15 protein-coding genes and 3 pseudogenes are annotated in these 17,297 nt (G+C 57.4%); 1 reads left to right on the top strand and 17 read right to left on the bottom strand.

Translation table 11 applies throughout. The annotated features are described in order from the left end of the window. From O8B93_RS24615 to O8B93_RS24550, 14 genes and pseudogenes are all read right to left on the bottom strand, one after another. Positions 1–771 (bottom strand): electron transfer flavoprotein subunit beta/FixA family protein, encoded by a 771-nt coding sequence (locus O8B93_RS24615; protein WP_269712447.1) that lies wholly within the window; start codon positions 769–771, stop codon positions 1–3. A 24-nt stretch (positions 772–795) separates the two neighbouring features. Beyond that, on the bottom strand, positions 796–1,233 hold the full coding sequence (locus O8B93_RS24610) for a hypothetical protein (RefSeq protein ID WP_269712446.1): 438 nt from the start codon (positions 1,231–1,233) through the stop codon (positions 796–798). Next, positions 1,230–2,888 (bottom strand): GMC family oxidoreductase, encoded by a 1,659-nt coding sequence (locus tag O8B93_RS24605; RefSeq protein ID WP_269712445.1) that lies wholly within the window; start codon positions 2,886–2,888, stop codon positions 1,230–1,232. The genes O8B93_RS24610 and O8B93_RS24605 overlap by 4 nt, the downstream gene beginning before the upstream one ends. A 38-nt stretch (positions 2,889–2,926) precedes the next feature. Next, positions 2,927–3,997: a branched-chain amino acid ABC transporter permease gene (locus O8B93_RS24600; RefSeq protein WP_269712444.1), complete on the bottom strand. Its 1,071-nt coding sequence runs from the start codon at positions 3,995–3,997 to the stop codon at positions 2,927–2,929. 11 nt (positions 3,998–4,008) lie between these two features. Further along, positions 4,009–4,923, bottom strand: coding sequence for a branched-chain amino acid ABC transporter permease (locus O8B93_RS24595; RefSeq protein ID WP_269712443.1), 915 nt, complete (start codon positions 4,921–4,923; stop codon positions 4,009–4,011). Further along, positions 4,916–5,650: an ABC transporter ATP-binding protein gene (locus O8B93_RS24590; protein ID WP_269712442.1), complete on the bottom strand. Its 735-nt coding sequence runs from the start codon at positions 5,648–5,650 to the stop codon at positions 4,916–4,918. The genes O8B93_RS24595 and O8B93_RS24590 overlap by 8 nt, the downstream gene beginning before the upstream one ends. After that, positions 5,651–6,421, bottom strand: a complete 771-nt coding sequence (locus O8B93_RS24585) for an ABC transporter ATP-binding protein (protein WP_269347605.1) — start codon at positions 6,419–6,421, stop codon at positions 5,651–5,653. A gap of 76 nt (positions 6,422–6,497) precedes the next feature. Further along, entirely contained in the window at positions 6,498–7,697 is a 1,200-nt protein-coding gene (locus tag O8B93_RS24580; protein ID WP_269712441.1) for an ABC transporter substrate-binding protein, read from the bottom strand. Positions 7,698–7,980: 283 nt separating this feature from the next. Beyond that, positions 7,981–8,937 (bottom strand): lipoyl synthase, encoded by a 957-nt coding sequence (lipA, locus tag O8B93_RS24575; RefSeq protein WP_269712440.1) that lies wholly within the window; start codon positions 8,935–8,937, stop codon positions 7,981–7,983. Between the two features lie 12 nt (positions 8,938–8,949). Further along, entirely contained in the window at positions 8,950–10,671 is a 1,722-nt protein-coding gene (locus O8B93_RS24570; protein ID WP_269712439.1) for an acetyl/propionyl/methylcrotonyl-CoA carboxylase subunit alpha, read from the bottom strand. Beyond that, positions 10,668–12,266: a 5-oxoprolinase subunit B/C family protein gene (locus tag O8B93_RS24565; protein ID WP_269712438.1), complete on the bottom strand. Its 1,599-nt coding sequence runs from the start codon at positions 12,264–12,266 to the stop codon at positions 10,668–10,670. The genes O8B93_RS24570 and O8B93_RS24565 overlap by 4 nt, the downstream gene beginning before the upstream one ends. Further along, entirely contained in the window at positions 12,259–13,038 is a 780-nt protein-coding gene (locus O8B93_RS24560) for a LamB/YcsF family protein (protein WP_269712437.1), read from the bottom strand. Before O8B93_RS24560 ends, O8B93_RS24565 begins: the two co-directional genes overlap by 8 nt. A 103-nt stretch (positions 13,039–13,141) precedes the next feature. Next, positions 13,142–13,967: pseudogene (locus O8B93_RS24555) on the bottom strand (ABC transporter permease). 1 nt (position 13,968) lies between these two features. After that, positions 13,969–14,148: pseudogene (locus O8B93_RS24550) on the bottom strand (ABC transporter permease); the annotation flags it as partial. Between O8B93_RS24550 and O8B93_RS24545 the strand changes: the two are divergent. Next, on the top strand, positions 14,120–14,245 hold the full coding sequence (locus tag O8B93_RS24545; protein WP_269712436.1) for a hypothetical protein: 126 nt from the start codon (positions 14,120–14,122) through the stop codon (positions 14,243–14,245). The pseudogene O8B93_RS24550 and the gene O8B93_RS24545 overlap by 29 nt on opposite strands. Positions 14,246–14,298: 53 nt before the next feature. Here O8B93_RS24545 and O8B93_RS24540 read toward each other — a convergent pair whose 3' ends face one another. The 3 genes and pseudogenes from O8B93_RS24540 to O8B93_RS24530 all read right to left on the bottom strand — a co-directional run bounded on the left by O8B93_RS24540 (position 14,299) and on the right by O8B93_RS24530 (position 17,166). Further along, positions 14,299–15,237, bottom strand: a complete 939-nt coding sequence (locus tag O8B93_RS24540) for a substrate-binding domain-containing protein (RefSeq protein ID WP_269712435.1) — start codon at positions 15,235–15,237, stop codon at positions 14,299–14,301. A gap of 96 nt (positions 15,238–15,333) precedes the next feature. After that, positions 15,334–16,191, bottom strand: coding sequence for a sugar phosphate isomerase/epimerase family protein (locus O8B93_RS24535; RefSeq protein WP_269712434.1), 858 nt, complete (start codon positions 16,189–16,191; stop codon positions 15,334–15,336). Positions 16,192–16,201: 10 nt separating this feature from the next. Next, positions 16,202–17,166: pseudogene (locus O8B93_RS24530) on the bottom strand (Gfo/Idh/MocA family protein). Positions 17,167–17,297: the final 131 nt, after the last annotated feature.

Genomic DNA, 17,297 nt, shown 5'->3' with positions numbered 1-17,297 from the left:
TCAGATGTAGTTGCGCTCTTCAAGAATGGCCATCAGGCGGGCCGCCGCTTCTGCAGGGTCAGCGATCAACTCGATGCCCTCGACAGACTGAGGAAACTCCAGCTTCAAGCTGGGAACATTCGTGCGAAGCCGATCATTGGATACCGAAACCTTTTGATAGGAAGGGTTGGCCATCGCTTCACGTAGCTTGGAACCCGAAATGTAGCGGATCGGGCGGCTCGCTGCCTGTACACCGATGACTGCTTTTCCTGAAAACTCAATCCATGCCGAGTTCCCGCCACCGTATTCCTGGCGTATCCTCAGTCGTGAAGTATCCGGGACATTCACCTGTGTTGCACCTGCGATGACAGGAAGTTCCAAAGCTGCCGACAGATGTGCGGCAAGGCCTCCGAAGGGATCATCCACCTTCTGATTTCCAACCAGGATCACGTCAAATTGCTGGTCGCTTAGCCAATCGGCAATGAGCTGAGCGGTTGCAGCCGACGAAAGAGCCTGGGCTTGTTCAATCCCGAGATCCAGTTCAACCACGTCATCCGCACCCTTGGCCAGAGCTGACCGCAGAAGGCGTTCTACCCCTTCGTCCGACAGTGCTACCGCGGAGACTGTGGCGCCAGTCGCTTCCTTGACGACGAGCGCCTCTTCGAGGGCCTGCTCGTCTGTCTCGTTGGCCTGGGTGTCGGTCCACTCCCGATCAACATCGGTTCCGTCCTCGTTAAGATCCACACCCTCACTGAGATTGGGCACCAAACGCATCAATACGGCGATTTTCATTGCTCTAAACCTTCTTGCAACTCGTCAGGGAGTGAAACGACAGATGGTGCCGCGGGCGATAACGCCAGCCAGCATTTCCCGTGTTGGTATCTCGGTTGGGTCGTTCTGTTCGCGCTCTACCCTTTCCTGGCCCGGATAGCCGATTACATTGCGAATATCGGGGGTCATCAGGTAGGCGGCAGAGAGCACAAGTCCGATCGCGCGCATCGCGGCGGGATCCTGGTTGTGCAAGTGGTTCACTGCCTGGAGCGGCCCCATATCTGCGGAGGCGGCAAGCCCTTTTCGAAGGTCGTCCAGCAGGTCGGGCCGGTAATTCAGGACCCGTTGAATGGTATTTTCGATGACCGGCGTGTCTTCCAGTCTCGGCAAGCTGTCGTAGGCCGGGATCAGAATATTACCAATTTGTACCAGTCGCGATGTTTCACCGGCGCTCAGAGGACCGGGATCGGAAGGATTGCTCATCGGTTCTCCAACTCTCTGCGCGTTTCAATTATTTTTCCCGCCTGGCGATGGGCGACGGCCATGATCGTTGCCGTCGGATTTACCGCGGCTGACGTGGGAAATGTGCTTGCATCGAGAATGTAGAGATTGGGGATATCGTGCGTAGCGCCCCACTGGTCGGTGACCGAGGTTTCCGGGTCATCCCCCATTCGTGCGGTTCCCAAAAGGTGCCAGCCGGTTTCACGAACCTGCGGAATGATATGCGTTTCGATGGCGCCCGAAGCCTCAGCCGCTTCAACACAGCGTGCGACGTTAAATTCGAGCAACTTTCGCGAGTTTTCGGATACACGGTAAATGACTTTGGGCGCCGGTATTCCATCGCTATCCGTCAGGTGTTCGTCGAGAACGACCCGGTTATTCTCCTCCGGAAGATCCTCGCCCTGGATGCCATAGAGAATTCCCTTTCCGAAACGACGCAGGATTGTTTCTGGAAATGCCTTGCCCCATCTTTCGAAGGGGTCCGAGTGAGCCTCGCCCAGCACGTCGCTGCCGAACATGCCCGTAACGCCAAGCGGTCCACCGGTCGGCATGATGTTCCACTTTGCGCCGCGCTTGAACCCGCGGGCGGCGTCAGTCTCGTAGAACTCGTAGGATTCCAGCGACAGCCCAAACGGACCACGCCAGCTCTCGAGATTCTCATCGAATATCCCAAGCACGGCGGCATAGGGATGCATCATGAGGTTGCGTCCCAGCTGGTCGGATCTATTGGCCAGCCCATTCGGGTGCTTTCCCGTCGCTGACGCCAGCATCAGCCGGGGCGTGCCAACCGCATTGGCGCACAGGATGACCACATCAGCTTCCTGCCGCCGCCTGCGACCGCGGCTATCAATGTAGACGACCCCTTTTGCCAACCCGGCGTCGTTCAGTTCGATTTCAGCGACCCGACAGTTTGCAAGAAGCTGGGCGCCGGCCCGTATGGCGCTCGGCCAGTGCGTTATGTCGGTGGTCGATTTCGCACCTTCCGTACATCCCGTCATGCACGTGCCGCGACGAACGCAAGGGTTAAGCCCGTTGTAAGGGCGAGAAGCGATGGCATGAATGCCGGGCCACCAGTGCCAACCGAGCTTGTTCATTCCCTCAGCGGCCTTTTTACCGACCTTGCCGATCGGAAGGGGCGGCATCAGATGAGAGTCGTCCCTTTCTGGATATGCTGTGTTGCCGGGCAGCCCCGAAATTCCGACATCTTGCTCAACCGCGATCAGATCGGGCAGGATGTCCTCATAGGTAAAAGGCCAGTCAAACCCCACATCGTCCAGGGTCTTCGTCCGAAAGTCCGATGGTAGGAACGGCGCCCAATGTCCGCCATACAGGATGGCGCTTCCGCCAACCCCCGCATACATGAGGGGGGCGATCGACGATTCCGAGGTTTCAATCGGATAGTCGGCGACACGGTCACGTATATTGGGATCAGGATGCCACTGCTTCTGATTGACAAGTTCCCATTCGTCGCGGACCCCTGGAAAATCCGCAGCATCCGGCATCGCGCCCTGCTCAAGACAGACAACTGACATGCCTGCTTCGGCGAGACGCTTCGCTGCAACTGATCCGGAGGGACCAGCCCCGACGATCAACACATCAACCTTTTCACCACGAAACGATTTGTTTGTTGAGTTCACAATTGTTCTCCCATCGACAAGTGCGCCGCACCTAACATTCAGATAGAGTCGAGAACGTCACGTCGCTGGCTGCGAGGCGGCTTGTTCCTTTGAAATTTGAACAGCAAGATCTCTTTTCCATTGCTCAACCCAAGCGGCCGCACCACCAACATCACAGCCATGAGGACGCCAAGTCCGAGCTCCTGACTTCCCGTTGGAAGTGCGATAAACCCATCACCTCGCTCAAGTGCGCGCAGCGACTCCGTAACAAGGGTCACAAAAATCACCCCCGAAACAGCACCTGTCAGGCTCGACATACCGCCGACGACGAGCATGGCGATCGTCAGGAAACACAGCTGCAGGTAGAATGGATCAACCGTCAGAATGCCGAGGAAATAGGCATATAATCCACCGCCAGCTCCAACGACTGCAGCGCTCAGCACAAATGCCAATAGTCGCACGCCGACAAGACTGACACCTGACGCGACTGCTGCGACCGGATCATCCCGGGTCGCCTTCAACATGATGCCAATTCGCGATGTCTGGAAAGCGAAAGCGATACAAATAGCAATTCCGGCAAAGACCAGGGCGATCCAGGGTTCGACCACGGTGGGAATTCCCGTGATGGAGCTGACGCCGGCCGTAACCGACTCCCAGTTCGAATAGAGACTATTCACAATCATCAGGAACGCAAAAGTCGCAATTGATGAACCGACGCCGGAAATACGCATAATCGCAATGCCGAGAACGAGCGCGACGCATGTCGATAAGAATACCGCCAGTGCAACTCCAGCCATAAAGGGATATTGATGCAGCCTGACAATGTCCGGCAGGCCGGAAAGCATGACATCCTTGAAAAGGGGATCGGCGCCCACCCAGGCGGCCGCATAGGCTCCAATGCACATGAAGCCAATGTGACCGAAGGACACGATGCCGGAATTTCCGATGAAGATGTAAATACCGACGACAACGACAATTCTAATCATCATCTCAACAATCGTTGTCGATATAACGCTAGAATCAAAGAATGAAGCCAGAACGACGACGAGAGAAATACAGAAGACAAGAATTGCAGGCGCCTGCCAGTCAAATATCGCCTTGCGCCAAGTATAACGGCTTTCCGTAATCACGATATAATCTCCTAGACTCGTTCAATTGTATTTCGTCCGGGGATCAGACCTGAGGGACGTACCAGGAGAATCAAGATGACCAGAGCAAAAGCGAAGCAGTCGCGGAACCCTCTCAAATCTGGCGGGAGATATGCCTGGAGCATCGTAACGAGGAAGCCGATCAAATAACCGCCGATGACCGAGCCGGCGAGATTTCCCATGCCGCCGACGACAACGGCGACAAACGCAAAAAGTGCCAAGGGAACACCCATCGTATAGCTGACGGTGGCTGTTTGGGTCGTGTAAAGCAAGGATACCGCTGTCGCCAGAACGCCGCTGATGACAAAGGCGAGACCAATGACCAGATTGCCTCGGATACCCAGATACTGCGACATACGGAAATCTTCGGAAGCAGCCCGCATTTGCTTCCCGTACTTGGTCCATTTCAGGAACAGGATCAGGCCCAGCATGAGTGCCATGGTCGCGATCATGGTCACAAGCTGAAGGATCGGAATCCGCAACTCGCCCAGCGCGAACTGCTGGTTAAGATTGTTCCACAAGTTTACGCTTTTGGCTCGACCGCCGTAGATTGTCAGAATACCGTTCTGAATAATGTAGCTTACTGCAAAAGACGCGATCAGCAGCGTCGGCGATGCGGCGCGCCGCAACGGTCGAAAAACTGCAATATCCGTAAGCAATGCCGCAACGACGACAATAAGACAGATGAGCGGAATCATCAGGTAGATGTCGAAGGACCCGATGAACATCTCGGCCGCCACGTTGGAGGACGGAACGATCAGAGCATAGGCGCCTATCGTTATGAGATCCCCATGGGCGAAATTGATGAGCCGCAATATTCCGAAAAGAAGACCGATACCCAGTGCGGTCAAAGCGTAGATGCTGCCTAAACTTAACGCATCGATGCTGTATTGCAGAAATTCAACCATGACCGTTTCCCTCAAAGCCGAAATATGCACGTCGAATGCGCTCACCGTCCTTCAGATCATCTGCACGCCCATGCAGTTGAATCTGGCCGGAGCGAAGAACGTAGATTCGATCTGCGTGCTTCAGGATACGGTTGGATGACTGTTCGTTTATCAGAAGGGTCAACCCGTCGCGGTCCCGTAACTCTGTGACGATACTGTAGATCTGCTCGACAATCTTCGGCGCCAGACCCAGTGAAGGCTCGTCGATCAGCAGGAGCTTCGGCTTCGTCATGATCGCTCGTGCTATGGCAAGCATTTGCTGTTCACCTCCGGAAAGGCGGCCTGCGGGATAATTCAACCGCTCGACCAGCCGGGGAAACAAGCCCAATAGCCTATCTCGATCTGCTCTAACCGCCTTCTTGTCCGTGCGCCGATGGCTCCCGATCATCAAATTCTCGTCGACGGAAAGGGATGAAAATATATGTCTTCCCTCCGGGACAAGCGAGACGCCCATGTCGGCCAGCTTTTCAGGGCCAAAGACCGCCGTATTCGTGCCGGCCAAATGAATGGAGCCTTTGGTTGCCTTGACACCACCTGCGATGGCGGCCAGCGTTGTGGACTTACCGGCGCCATTCGGGCCGATAATGCACACGATCTCATTCATGTTGACCTCAAGGGAAATACCCCTCAGAGCGATCATTCCATTGTAATGGACATGGAGATCATCAATTGCGAGCAAGGGCGTCAATTACTCCTCCATCCCGAGATAAGCATTGATGACGGCCTCATGGCGCTTGATCTCTTCAGGCGCACCCTCGGCTAGGGTCTTTCCTCCATCGAGCACATGAACCCGACCACATATGCTCATCACCAGATGCATGTTATGTTCGATCAGCATTACGCTACAGTCGAACATCTTCGGCATTTCGCCGATAATTCCCATAAGTTCCTCGGTCTCAGTATCGGACATGCCGGCGGCCGGCTCATCCAGCAACACAAATCTCGGCGAAACCATCAGCGCCCTCGCGATACCAAGACGACGCTGGTCGGTGTAGGCGAGGCTAGACGCCAAATGATCGTATCTGTCCTTCAACCCTGTCCAATCCAACAGCGCTCGGGCCTGCGCCCTCGCCTCCCGACTGCCCATGCCAAGGGCAACACCAGTGACCAGTGCGTTCTCAAGGACGGTCATATCTTTGAAAAGGCGTCCGGCTTGAAAGGTACGCGCGACGCCTCTTCGCCTGAAGGTTTTCGCGGTCCATCGGGTGGTGTCATGGCCATTAAAGAGAATTTGACCTTCGGTCGGCTTTTGAAAGCCGGTAAGACAGTTCACGAGCGTCGTCTTGCCTGCGCCGTTCGGACCGATCAGGCCGAGAATCTCGTTACCCCCGATTGACAACGTCACATTCGAGATCGCGGAAAGTCCTTGAAAGCGCACCGTGAGATTGTTTACGGTCAACTCACGACGAGCGCCATCGGCTCCGAAGGTATCCTTCGCAAAAAGCTTCGATAACAACATGTATTATACTCGATTGAGCGTCAATTTGGCGCGGCGGCTGGCGACGCCAAATTGATGCTTAGTTAGTTGTATCGGTTCACTTTTTGGTTCTGTAGAGAACCTCGGCCGGGATGTCTGTCGGGATACGCCATTCCTCCACAAACGCTTGTTTCCCATCCGCATAACGTGTTATTAAAAGAGGTGATCTCGTCTGGATGTGAAGCTTCGTGCTGAAGCTCCGGAGGCCAAGTACTGTGGGAACATCCGAATAGGTTTCCAGTTCACCGACGACAGCTTTCGTGTCGGTAGTTCCGGTTGCTTCGACTGCTTTTCTCCAGAGGTCGAGCCAAGCATAGATCGGATAAGGATACTGTGTGCTGGGCACAGAACCGTACTTCACTTTGAACGCTTCGGTAATTTTGTTGACTTCCGGCCGGCTATCTCCCTGGGGAAGTGCAGACGTCGGAAGATAGAAATCCTTCAAATCCGGAACAGAATTAACCCAATAGGTTCCGTCCATTGAAGTGCCTGACATGATGGGAATAGTAATGCCCGCCGCGCGAATCTGCCTGATGACACTTGCTGCTGGCGTACCGCTAAAGCACACCATCACGTTATCAACCCCGTCGTTCTTGACGGCTTCAGCAAGTCGTGTCACCTGAGCGTTGACAGCAGCGTCGGTGAGCTTGAACGAATCGCTACCAACTACCTTCGCTTTAGAGCCGAATGCCCATTTGTATCCCGCACAGACTGATTTCGAGTATTCGTTGATGTCATCAATGAGTTCATAACCTTTTTTGAACCCTTTCTTCTCGATGCCCCAGTCGGCCATCGTAGCCCCCTCCAACTGAGCAGCAACGGCGGAGGTGAAGACTAGTGGGCCAATGCCGACGACGCCCATTTTGGGGTCGCCTGCGCCAAGGGAGACAGAGATAACGCCCGCCTTCTGACCTTGTAGGGCGGTCGGAGAACCGTAGTCATAATCCGCAGATACGATAAGGAGATCAACTCCTTCGGATACGAGCCGTTGGCCTGCTTTCGCGGCCTCTACCCGATCCGTCTTCGTATCGGCCGTCAGAAGCCTGATCTTTTTGCCGCCAATTCCACCCGATGAATTGACCCGCTCAATCCAGAGTTCGGCCATTTTGGCGCCATCGCCGTCGTAAGCCTCCATCCAGCCCGTTTTCGCGTAGGCCATGCCGATGACAATTTCCCCGTCCTTTGCGACAACCGGGTTCGAAAGCATCAGCGTCGAGGCCGAAAAAAATGTTCCTGTAACAATCGCCGAAATTTTCATAGTTCCCCCTTTTTTGAACTATACAATTCTCGTTACATGTTTTTCTTCGAGCTATATTCGAATAAGCCACATATTGTTTTTTCAACTTTTCAATGCGGCCAAATTAATTCACAACCGAAGATTTTTTATTCTGTATATATTCTGTATTTCATCCTCCGTAGGTGAGTTTCGTTGATTGAATGGCACGAAGATCATTTTGGAAAATTATTTTATCTAATGTCGAACCATAGGTTTTCCTTATATTGGGACGGCTTAACGCATTTAGACGCGGCTAGTACGTTTGTTAGGAAAGTCGTTGGCGCGCGGTCTTGAGGCGCGCAAAGTCTTCACCGGCATGGTGGGAGGAACGGGTCAGCGGGCTGGAGGAGACCATCAGGAAGCCCTTGGCATAGGCGACCGTCTCGTAGGACTTGAACTCTTCCGGCGTCACGAAGGCCTCGACCTTGTGGTGCTTGCGGGTCGGCTGCAGATATTGGCCGATGGTCAGGAAGTCCACATCGGCGCTGCGCAGATCGTCCATCAGCTGCAGCACTTCGTTGCGCTCTTCACCGAGACCAACCATGATGCCGGACTTGGTGAACATGGTGGGGTCCAGTTCCTTGACGCGCTGCAACAGGCGCACGGAGTGGAAATAACGCGCGCCGGGGCGAACCGTGAGGTAATTGCCCGGAACGGTTTCCATATTGTGGTTGAAAACGTCAGGCTTGGCGGCGACGACACGCTCCAGCGCACCGGGCTTCTTCAGGAAGTCGGGCGTGAGGATTTCGATGGTCGTCGTCGGAGATGCGGCACGGATCGCCCAGATGACCTTTTCGAAATGTTCAGCACCGCCATCGGCGAGATCGTCGCGATCCACCGAGGTGATGACGACGTGCGAAAGCCCCATCTGCTTGACGGCCTTGGCGACGTTTTCGGGCTCGTCCATGTCAAGCGCATTGGGCTTACCGGTCGCAACGTTGCAGAAAGCGCAGGCGCGGGTGCAGATTTCACCCATGATCATGAAGGTCGCGTGTTTCTTTTCCCAGCACTCGCCGATATTCGGACAGCCGGCTTCCTCGCACACCGTTACCAGCTTGTGCGAGCGGACCAGTTCGCGCGTCTCGTGATAGCCCTTGGAAGTCGGGGCCTTGACGCGGATCCATTCCGGCTTGCGCATGACCTCGGTATCGGGCCGATGCGCCTTTTCCGGATGGCGGATACGCTTTTCGTCGGACGACGTCCTGTCGAGAATAGTGACCATAGCCCGCCGCCACTACTCGATTGTTGCAAGGTGTTCGCCGAGGCCTACTGTTTTCCCAAGCTCCGCCGAGGCCAGAATTCGAATACGGCCAGACTTCGGGGCTAGAACACGGGTTTCCATCTTCATTGCCTCGATAAGCGCGACAGCCTCGCCCTGCGCGACTTCCGCCCCGTCCTCAACCAGCCATTGCTGGAGCGTGCCGGGAATGGGAGCTGTCACCGCGCCCTCGGCCAAGGAAACTCCCGACGCAGCTTGCGGACCTGGAGGCGCCGCGGCAAGGCCGGAGAAGAGTGCCGTTGGCAGGCCGAGCGTGTGGCGTTTTCCGTCAATCTCAATAAAGCTGCGCAGAATACCGCGTTCGACCGCATCCACACGAGCGGCGGGCTCAATGCCGCGGAATTCCGTTTCGATCCAGTTGGTGAAGACCCCAAAGCCATCCTCGCCGGTGAATGCAGGCTCATCAAGCACGGCGCGGTGGAAGGGCAGCACCGAAGCAACACCTTCAATCTTGAACTCGGCGAGCGCCCGGCGGGCGCGTATCAGTGCCTCCCCGCGTGTCGTACCGGTGACGATGAGTTTAGCCATCATGGAATCGTAGAGGCCGGGGATTTCCGAACCCGTTTCCACCCCCGCATCGAGCCGGATTCCCGGCCCGGAGGGCGCGCGAAAGAGAGTGATGAGGCCCGGCGTCGGCAGGAAACCACGACCGGGATCTTCGGCATTGATGCGGAACTCAAATGCGTGACCGCGCGGCGGAGGCGTCTTCGTCACTGAAAGCGGCAAGCCGTCGGCGATGCGCAACTGCTCAATGACGATATCGATACCGGTCGTTTCCTCCGTCACCGGATGCTCGACCTGAAGGCGTGTGTTAACCTCGAGGAACGAGATCACGCCATCCTGCGACAGCAGGAATTCCACCGTGCCCGCACCGGTATAACCGGCCGCTGCACATATGGCGCGTGCAGCGTCGTGAATACGGGAACGCTGTTCCTCGGTGATGAAAGGCGCGGGCGCTTCCTCCACCAGCTTCTGGTTGCGACGCTGCAGCGAGCAGTCGCGCGTGCCGAGAACGACGGTATTGCCGTGGCTATCGGCAACGATTTGCGCCTCGATATGGCGTGGCTTGTCGAGGAACTGCTCGGCGTAACATTCACCCCGGCCGAAGGCTTCCTTGGCCTCGCGCACGGCGGAGTCGAAGAGTTCGCCGACTTCCTCCAGTTTGCGCGCCACCTTCATACCACGTCCACCGCCACCGAACGCGGCTTTGATGGCAAGCGGCAAGCCGGCTTCCCTGGCGAACGCGACAGCCTCCGCCGCCGATGCCAACGGGCCCGGCGACCCCTTGACGAGCGGTGCGCCGACCTTTTCGGCAATGCGACGGGCCTCTACCTTATCGCCGAGCGCCGTGATGACCGCAGGTCTCGGACCGACCCAAATGAGGCCTGCGTCGATCACGGCCTGAGCGAATTCCGCCCGTTCCGACAGGAAGCCATAGCCCGGATGAACAGCGTCCGCACCCGCACGCCGCGCGATCTCCACGATCTTCCCGATGTCCAGATAGGTGTCCGCCGGCCGGCCGGGACCGAGGCCATAGGCTTCGTCGGCAAGCTCAACATAAAGCGAGCTGGCGTCGGCGTCCGAGTAGATAGCGACTGAGGCGACACCGTAGTCGCGGGCGGCGCGGGCGATACGGATGGCGATTTCGCCGCGATTGGCGATGAGCAGCTTTTTCATCGGTCGGTTTCCCGTATAAGAGGATCGAAGGCTGTGATAGAATTGAAGCGGATGCGCGCGCCGATGGGAATCTGGCCGGCGAGATCGAGATGATGGCAAGCGACGACGCCGATCACCGGATAACCGCCGGTCAGCGGATGGTCGGCGAGGAAGAGTACAGGCTGGCCGTTATGTGGCACCTGGATCGCACCGAGCGCCGTGGCTTCCGAGGGAAGCTCGGCCGCATCGCGCCTCTCAAGTGGATCGGCGCCGGAAAGCCGCACACCAACGCGGCTCGATTCCGCCGTCACCTGCCATTCCTGTGAGAGCAGTGTTTCCACGCCCTTCTCCGTGAACCAGTCGGTACGAGGCCCGAGAACGACATCGAGCGTAACCGTCTCAACCGCACGCGGCAGGCGTTGTGGCTGCGGCCGGTCGGCATCGACGGCTGCAGCGCAAGCATTCGCCACACAGAGTATGTCGCCTGCGATAACAGGCGGGGGCCCAACTTTCGCCAACGTGTCGGTGGATGCCGAACCAAGAATGGACTCGACGGCAAAGCCGCCCCGCAATGCCAGATAACTACGCGTACCTTCAGGCGGAAAACCGAGTGTCAACTCGTCCCCCGCATCAAGCGAGAAAGGGCGAGCGAATGGAGCCGATATTTCGCGCCCGGCCGCCGTGCGGATGGTAAGCGGGCTGGGAGCGCCGGTCACGGCGAGCGTCACCGGCCGATCCGCCTTGAGCGCGAAGCCGCCAAAGGCAATCTCAATGGCCGCCGCGCCGCGGGTATTGCCCACGCAGAGATTGGCTTCGGTGAGGCTTGCACGGTCGAGCGCGCCGGCCTCCGAAACGCCCTGATCGGCCCGACCAGGGCGGCCGAAATCTTGATAGAGCGCCGGGCGATCGGCGCGGGTGATCTTGAGACCTTCGGAAGGGCGCGCATCTTGCCCCGGCCGAGCCGAAACAGTGGATACCGGCATGGTCGCGCCCTTCGCCATGCCGTGGAAGCGTACACGGTCGCCAGGCGCGAGAAGAGCGGCGCGCGGGCGATTGGTGTCCCACATCGCGAGCGGAGTTCTGCCGAGAAGCTGCCAGCCGCCGGGGCTGTCGGACGGGTAGACACCCCCGAACGTGCCCGCTATGGCGACGGAGCCGGCGGGAATGCGCACGCGCGGGCTTTTCCGGCGCGGTACGTCGAAACCGGGATCGTCGCACGTCATGTAGGCAAAGCCCGGCGCGAAGCCGGTGAAGGCAACGGTAAAGGTCGCTTCGGTATGGCGACGAATGACCTCCTCCACCGTCCAACCAAGGATTTCCGCCACGTCCTCGAGATCCTCGCCGTCATAGGTGACGGGGATTTCGAAGACTTCGCCCCGCCGCGTGCTACGAACGGACAGGTCGATTGCGGAGATCGCTGCCGCAAGGCGAGCGCGATCGGTAAATAGTGGGTCGAAGTGCACCATTACCGTGCGTGCAGCCGGCACCAGTTCCGTCACGCCTTCAGGCGGGGCGGCGAGCAGACCGTCGAGTAATGTCAGCGTTGTTTCCAGATCCCCAAGCTCGACGAGGAGAGCGTTGCCGCCTGCTGGAAGAAAGCGGAGACTATCACGCATGGACAATAATCCCTTCGGCAAAGGGCTTCAGGTCGACACCGCGGGTGACGAGCGTCTCACGCAGGTTGCGCGCGATCCCTACGGCCGCCGGCGTATCGCCGTGAATGCAGATCGATTGAGTTTCCAGCCGAACATCAGAACCGTCTATGGCGGCGATACGACCCTCGGTCACGAGGCGCAAAATACGGTCCGCGACAGCTGCCGGATCATGGATGACGGAGCCCGGAAGCCGTCGACTGACGAGACTGCCGTCGGCATTGTAGGCGCGATCGGCGAAAGCCTCGCAGACAACCGTGAGGCCAGCTGCACGAGCCTGCTCCACGATCGGCGCGCCAGCAAGAACCAAGAGCATAAGTGACGGATCGACCGCCTTGACGGCGTCTATCACGTCGGCGGCTTGACGGGCGTCATGGGCGATTGTGTTGTAGAGAGCACCGTGAGGCTTGACGTAGCGCACCGTAGTTCCGGCGGCCTTGGCGAGGCCCATCAGCGCGCCGATCTGATAGACAGTATCGCCGAAGAGTTCGGCGCTGGAAGGGTCCATGTTGCGGCGGCCGAAGCCGACGAGATCCCGATAACCGACATGTGCGCCGATTGAAACGCCACACTTCGCTGCTTCCTTCAACACGACGAGGATGCCCGCCGGGTCACCGGCATGAAAACCGCAGGCGACATTCGCGCTGGTGACGAGCGACAACATCGACACGTCATCGCCCATCGGCCAAGGACCGAAGCTTTCACCAAGGTCGCTGTTCAAATCGATACTTGCCACTTTCACTATCCATTGCCTTTGCGTTCTTCGTCAGAAGCCGACTTCATGAGCGGCGTTCGCCAGTTGCTGCGCTTTGCACCAAATCTCGATTGAACAGCGCGCTCTAGGCCCTTATTTTCCTGGATCGTCTGTACTGGTCGATGACGACGGCGAAGACGATGATGGCGCCTTTGATGATCTCCTGGTAATAGGAGCCGATCTTCAGGTAGGTGAAGCCTGAGGTGATCACACCGAGGATGATCGTGCCTATCAGGGTCCCTGTGATGCGACCTGCGCCGCCGGCGAGCGAGGTGCCGCCGATGACAGCCGCAGCGATCGCATCGAGCTCATAGGCGGTGCCCATTGTGCGGAACCGGGAAGCCGAGGATGAGGAAGCTCTTGCCAAGCCAGGTGAACTCCGGCGTCAGCAGCGCGATCGGCTGCCCCATCGTATACCACTTGGCGACGCCTCTGGCGCAGACCATCATCCCGAGCGTGGCAATGAAGGGAGGAATGGCGGTCTTGGCGATCAGCATACCGCTGATCCAGCCGGCCAACAGCCCGACAATCAGACCGGCGAGGATCGGCCATATGGGCGACAGGTCGGTCAGAGCGGGATAAAGCGCGCGCAGATCGGTGGAACTCTGGGCCAGGGACGCGGCGACCATGGCGGTGAGGCCGACCACCGAACCGGACGCCAGATCGATGCCGCCGGTAATGATGACGTGCGTCACGCCCACCGCCAGGATACCGATCACCGAAACCTGGAGGATGATGATCGACAGCCGCTGTTGATTGGCAAGGAACGAATTGCCGACAAAGATCCAGCCGAGAACCTCGAATGTCAGGGCAATGCCAACCAGCACAACCAGCATCGACATCTCGCTCTGGAACTTCCTTTTCGGTGCACGCTTTTCCGCCACAGCCGTGGCTTCCGATGAAGTCGTCATNATCGATGCCGCCGGTAATGATGACGTGCGTCACGCCCACCGCCAGGATACCGATCACCGAAACCTGGAGGATGATGATCGACAGCCGCTGTTGATTGGCAAGGAACGAATTGCCGACAAAGATCCAGCCGAGAACCTCGAATGTCAGGGCAATGCCAACCAGCACAACCAGCATCGACATCTCGCTCTGGAACTTCCTTTTCGGTGCACGCTTTTCCGCCACAGCCGTGGCTTCCGATGAAGTCGTCATCGTCTGTACTTTCTCTGTTCTGGCATAATCTCAGCAGGGCAGATGTATCCGCAACGGATACATCTGCCGGGTTCAGCGTGATCAGTTCTTTTTCAGGTACTGCGCAACGTTTGCCGGATTGACCAGTTCGTAGGGAATCCACATCGGCGACTCGACCTTTTCGCCCTTCGCAAGCTTGATAGCTGCGTCAACGGACCCGGCGCCCTGTCCAAGAGCGTCCTGGAATACTGTCACGGCAAGGTCACCGTTCTGCATGTAATGCATCGCTTCCTGTGTCGCGTCGATGCCGGCGATGACGACATCTTTCGTGTCCCAGCCAGCCGCCTTCAGCGAATTGACGGCGCCAAGCGCCATTTCGTCGTTGTTGGCCAGAACGGCAGCGGGCTTGTAGCCTGCGGTTATCCAATTCGTCATCAGGTCCTGCGCCCTGACCGGGTCCCAATTCGCCGATTGCTCATCGATGATCTTCATGAAATTGCAATCGGGGGCAGCGGCGACGTCGTGAACGGCCTTGCTTCGCAGAACGGCCGTTTCATTCGCCAGGATGCCCTGAATGATCAGGATACCTGCGTCCTTCGTCTTGCCAGACTCCCTGAGAACACGGCACACTTCGTTTGCCTGGAGTGTTCCCGCAACATATTCATCGGATCCAACAAATGCAGCTTTGGGGCCGAGTTCTTTCACATCGCTCGGCGTATTGTTCACGTAAACCAGCGGGATGCCTGCATCGGCGGCCATCTTCGTCATAGCCGGTGTCGCCGACGTCTCGACCGTATTTACAATAATTGCGTCCACGCCAGCTGCGATAAAGTTCTGCACCTGCGAGAGCTGCTTGTTCACATCGCCTTCTGCAAATTCGATCTGAAGCGGCTGCTTCACCTTTGCGGCTTCATCCTTCATGCCCTGCACCAGAACCGCAAGGTTGGAGTCACTGTGAGAAATCGTGACCCCGATGTCGCCTGCATGAGCAACCGACGCAGTGAAGGTTGCCAGGGTCGCGCCAAGAATCCATTGTTTCATATCATATTCCCCTTTTTATATCTGGTGTCCGGCGGCACCAAGATTTTGCCGGACCGCCCACTCCCGGGGGCGGCCAAAATGTTGCCGATTACTCATTCACCTCGGTTTGCGAGCATTTGCAGCGTCGACAAGCGGCTTGAGATACTCCAGCGACACGCGAGCAACCCAATCCGGCTCGATGCCCCGCTTGTGAAAGCCGCATTCCATCGAAAGATAACCGTCAAACCCTGTTTCCCAGAGAGCATCGATCAGGGCCGGCCAGTCGCCTCGCCCCATACCTGGTGGAAGTCGGTCGTTGTCCGATGCGTGAATGTGGACGAGGTCCTTGCCCATGGTATAGGCGTAGTCGCTCATCACTTCCTTCTCAGCCAGAACGTGGTGCGCATCGAACATCAGCTTTACATTTGCTTCGCCAACGTCCTTCATCATGTCGATGGTGTTGTCGCATGTATTCACGATGTTGCTGTCTTCCGGCGTGGGCTCAATGACGATCTCGACGCCGAAGTCCTGTGCAAATCGAGCGATCTCGCTGATCGCATCCCTCGCCCAATCCCACGCCTGCCGGTAAGTGGTGCCAAAGATGTACCAGCCAGGCAGGCAGATCACGCGGTTGCCGCCCCAATCAGACGTAAGCCGCACTGTGTCCTTGTAATTGTCGATGGCCCAACGTCGTTCTTCAGGAATGGGCGAAGCGACGTTATTGCCAGGACCACCGCCATGAGCCGGCAGGGTTGCCGCCAGTTCCAACTGATAATCTTTCAACATTTGACCCAGGTCCTTCCTGCGCTGAGCGCTCAAAGTCTGGGGAAAGACGTGCGGGCTGGCCAAGCCAATTTCGATTGCGTCATAGCCGATCTTTTTTACACGCCGAATGGTTTCTTCGAGCGTGTAAGCCGGAAGCCATGTAGGATTGCTGGCATAAGGCCATGTATGCATTGCAAGTTTAATGGTCATGGAACACTCCTCAGACGGCAGATTGTTCGATATTTTCCCAGGCTCCGGTCTGTCCTGAGACGAGGATTGCCTCTGCGATGCGCTCGATCTGCACACCGTCTTTGAAGTCCGGCGAAGCCGAAGTCTTGTCGGCGATGGCTTTCAGGAAGTTGTACCATTCGATCGACTTGATATCGATGTAGCCCTGCCCCATGCCGGCAACCGGCCAGAGCTTGTCGCCGAACGGCTGGTTCGGACCGGAATAGATGGTGCGGAAGCCGAAGGCATCGGCCGGATCATCGGCAAAGGCGACGCGCAGCTCATTGAGGCGGCCGGCAGCGGACGCTCCGGGATGAAGGTCTTGACGATTGCGTTGACCGAAGCGAACTCGCCGACCAGAAGGCGCGCGGCGTCAATCACATGCGTCCCGATATCGCCGAGCGTACCAGAGCCCGCCAGTGCCTTGTTAAAGCGCCAGGAGAGCGGCTTTTCCGGGTCCGCGCCCCAGTCCTGCAGGTAATAACCGCGGAAGGTCAGGATGTCGCCAATGCGTCCCTCCTCAATCAGCTTCCTGGCCATCTGCAAGGCCGGCGTATGGCGGTAGTTATAAGATACCATCGTCACAACGCCGGTCTCTTCCGCAGCCGCAAGCATGGCTTCCGCCTCGGCGACCGTCATCGACATCGGCTTCTCGCACATGATGTGCTTGCCAGCCCTGGCGGCGGCTATCGCAATCTCGGCGTGGGTACTGTTGGGCGTGCAGATATCAACGATGTCGATATCGGGCCGTGAAACGACTTCCCGCCAGTCAGTTGCATATTCCGCAAAACCATATTGTTTGGCGGCGTTCTGCGCCAACTCCTCGTCGATATCGACGACCACCTTGCGCTCAATCTCGATCGGCGCGCCGAACAGGATCGGCACAACCGCCGTCGCTATCGAATGGGCTTTGCCCATGAACCCCGTGCCAATAAGCGCAACATTCAACTTCTTCACTGGTAGGCCTCCATTGGGCAGCACATAATCAATGCCCTTGATCGTAAGTTCCCGCAGCCATTAAGGCCGTCAAATTTGTGATGTTAACGTATACAACAACACAAAAATCATAATGTCAACGATTACATTTT

Origin of the sequence: Martinezella rhizogenes, from assembly GCF_027460065.1 — a bacterium.
Taxonomy (GTDB): domain Bacteria; phylum Pseudomonadota; class Alphaproteobacteria; order Rhizobiales; family Rhizobiaceae; genus Agrobacterium; species Agrobacterium rhizogenes_C.
This window is presented reverse-complemented; position numbering and strand designations above follow the sequence as displayed.

Excerpts from the sequence above, each read along its gene's own strand:
- O8B93_RS24615 (WP_269712447.1), bottom strand. The coding sequence starts at position 771 with ATGAAAATCGCCGTATTGATGCGTTTGGTGCCCAATCTCAGTGAGGGT.
- O8B93_RS24610 (WP_269712446.1), bottom strand. The coding sequence starts at position 1,233 with ATGAGCAATCCTTCCGATCCCGGTCCTCTGAGCGCCGGTGAAACATCG.
- O8B93_RS24595 (WP_269712443.1), bottom strand. The coding sequence starts at position 4,923 with ATGGTTGAATTTCTGCAATACAGCATCGATGCGTTAAGTTTAGGCAGC.
- O8B93_RS24585 (WP_269347605.1), bottom strand. The coding sequence starts at position 6,421 with ATGTTGTTATCGAAGCTTTTTGCGAAGGATACCTTCGGAGCCGATGGC.
- O8B93_RS24580 (WP_269712441.1), bottom strand. The coding sequence starts at position 7,697 with ATGAAAATTTCGGCGATTGTTACAGGAACATTTTTTTCGGCCTCGACG.
- lipA (WP_269712440.1), bottom strand. The coding sequence starts at position 8,937 with ATGGTCACTATTCTCGACAGGACGTCGTCCGACGAAAAGCGTATCCGC.
- O8B93_RS24570 (WP_269712439.1), bottom strand. The coding sequence starts at position 10,671 with ATGAAAAAGCTGCTCATCGCCAATCGCGGCGAAATCGCCATCCGTATC.
- O8B93_RS24565 (WP_269712438.1), bottom strand. The coding sequence starts at position 12,266 with ATGCGTGATAGTCTCCGCTTTCTTCCAGCAGGCGGCAACGCTCTCCTC.
- O8B93_RS24545 (WP_269712436.1), top strand. The coding sequence starts at position 14,120 with ATGCCAACCAGCACAACCAGCATCGACATCTCGCTCTGGAACTTCCTT.
- O8B93_RS24540 (WP_269712435.1), bottom strand. The coding sequence starts at position 15,237 with ATGAAACAATGGATTCTTGGCGCGACCCTGGCAACCTTCACTGCGTCG.
- O8B93_RS24535 (WP_269712434.1), bottom strand. The coding sequence starts at position 16,191 with ATGACCATTAAACTTGCAATGCATACATGGCCTTATGCCAGCAATCCT.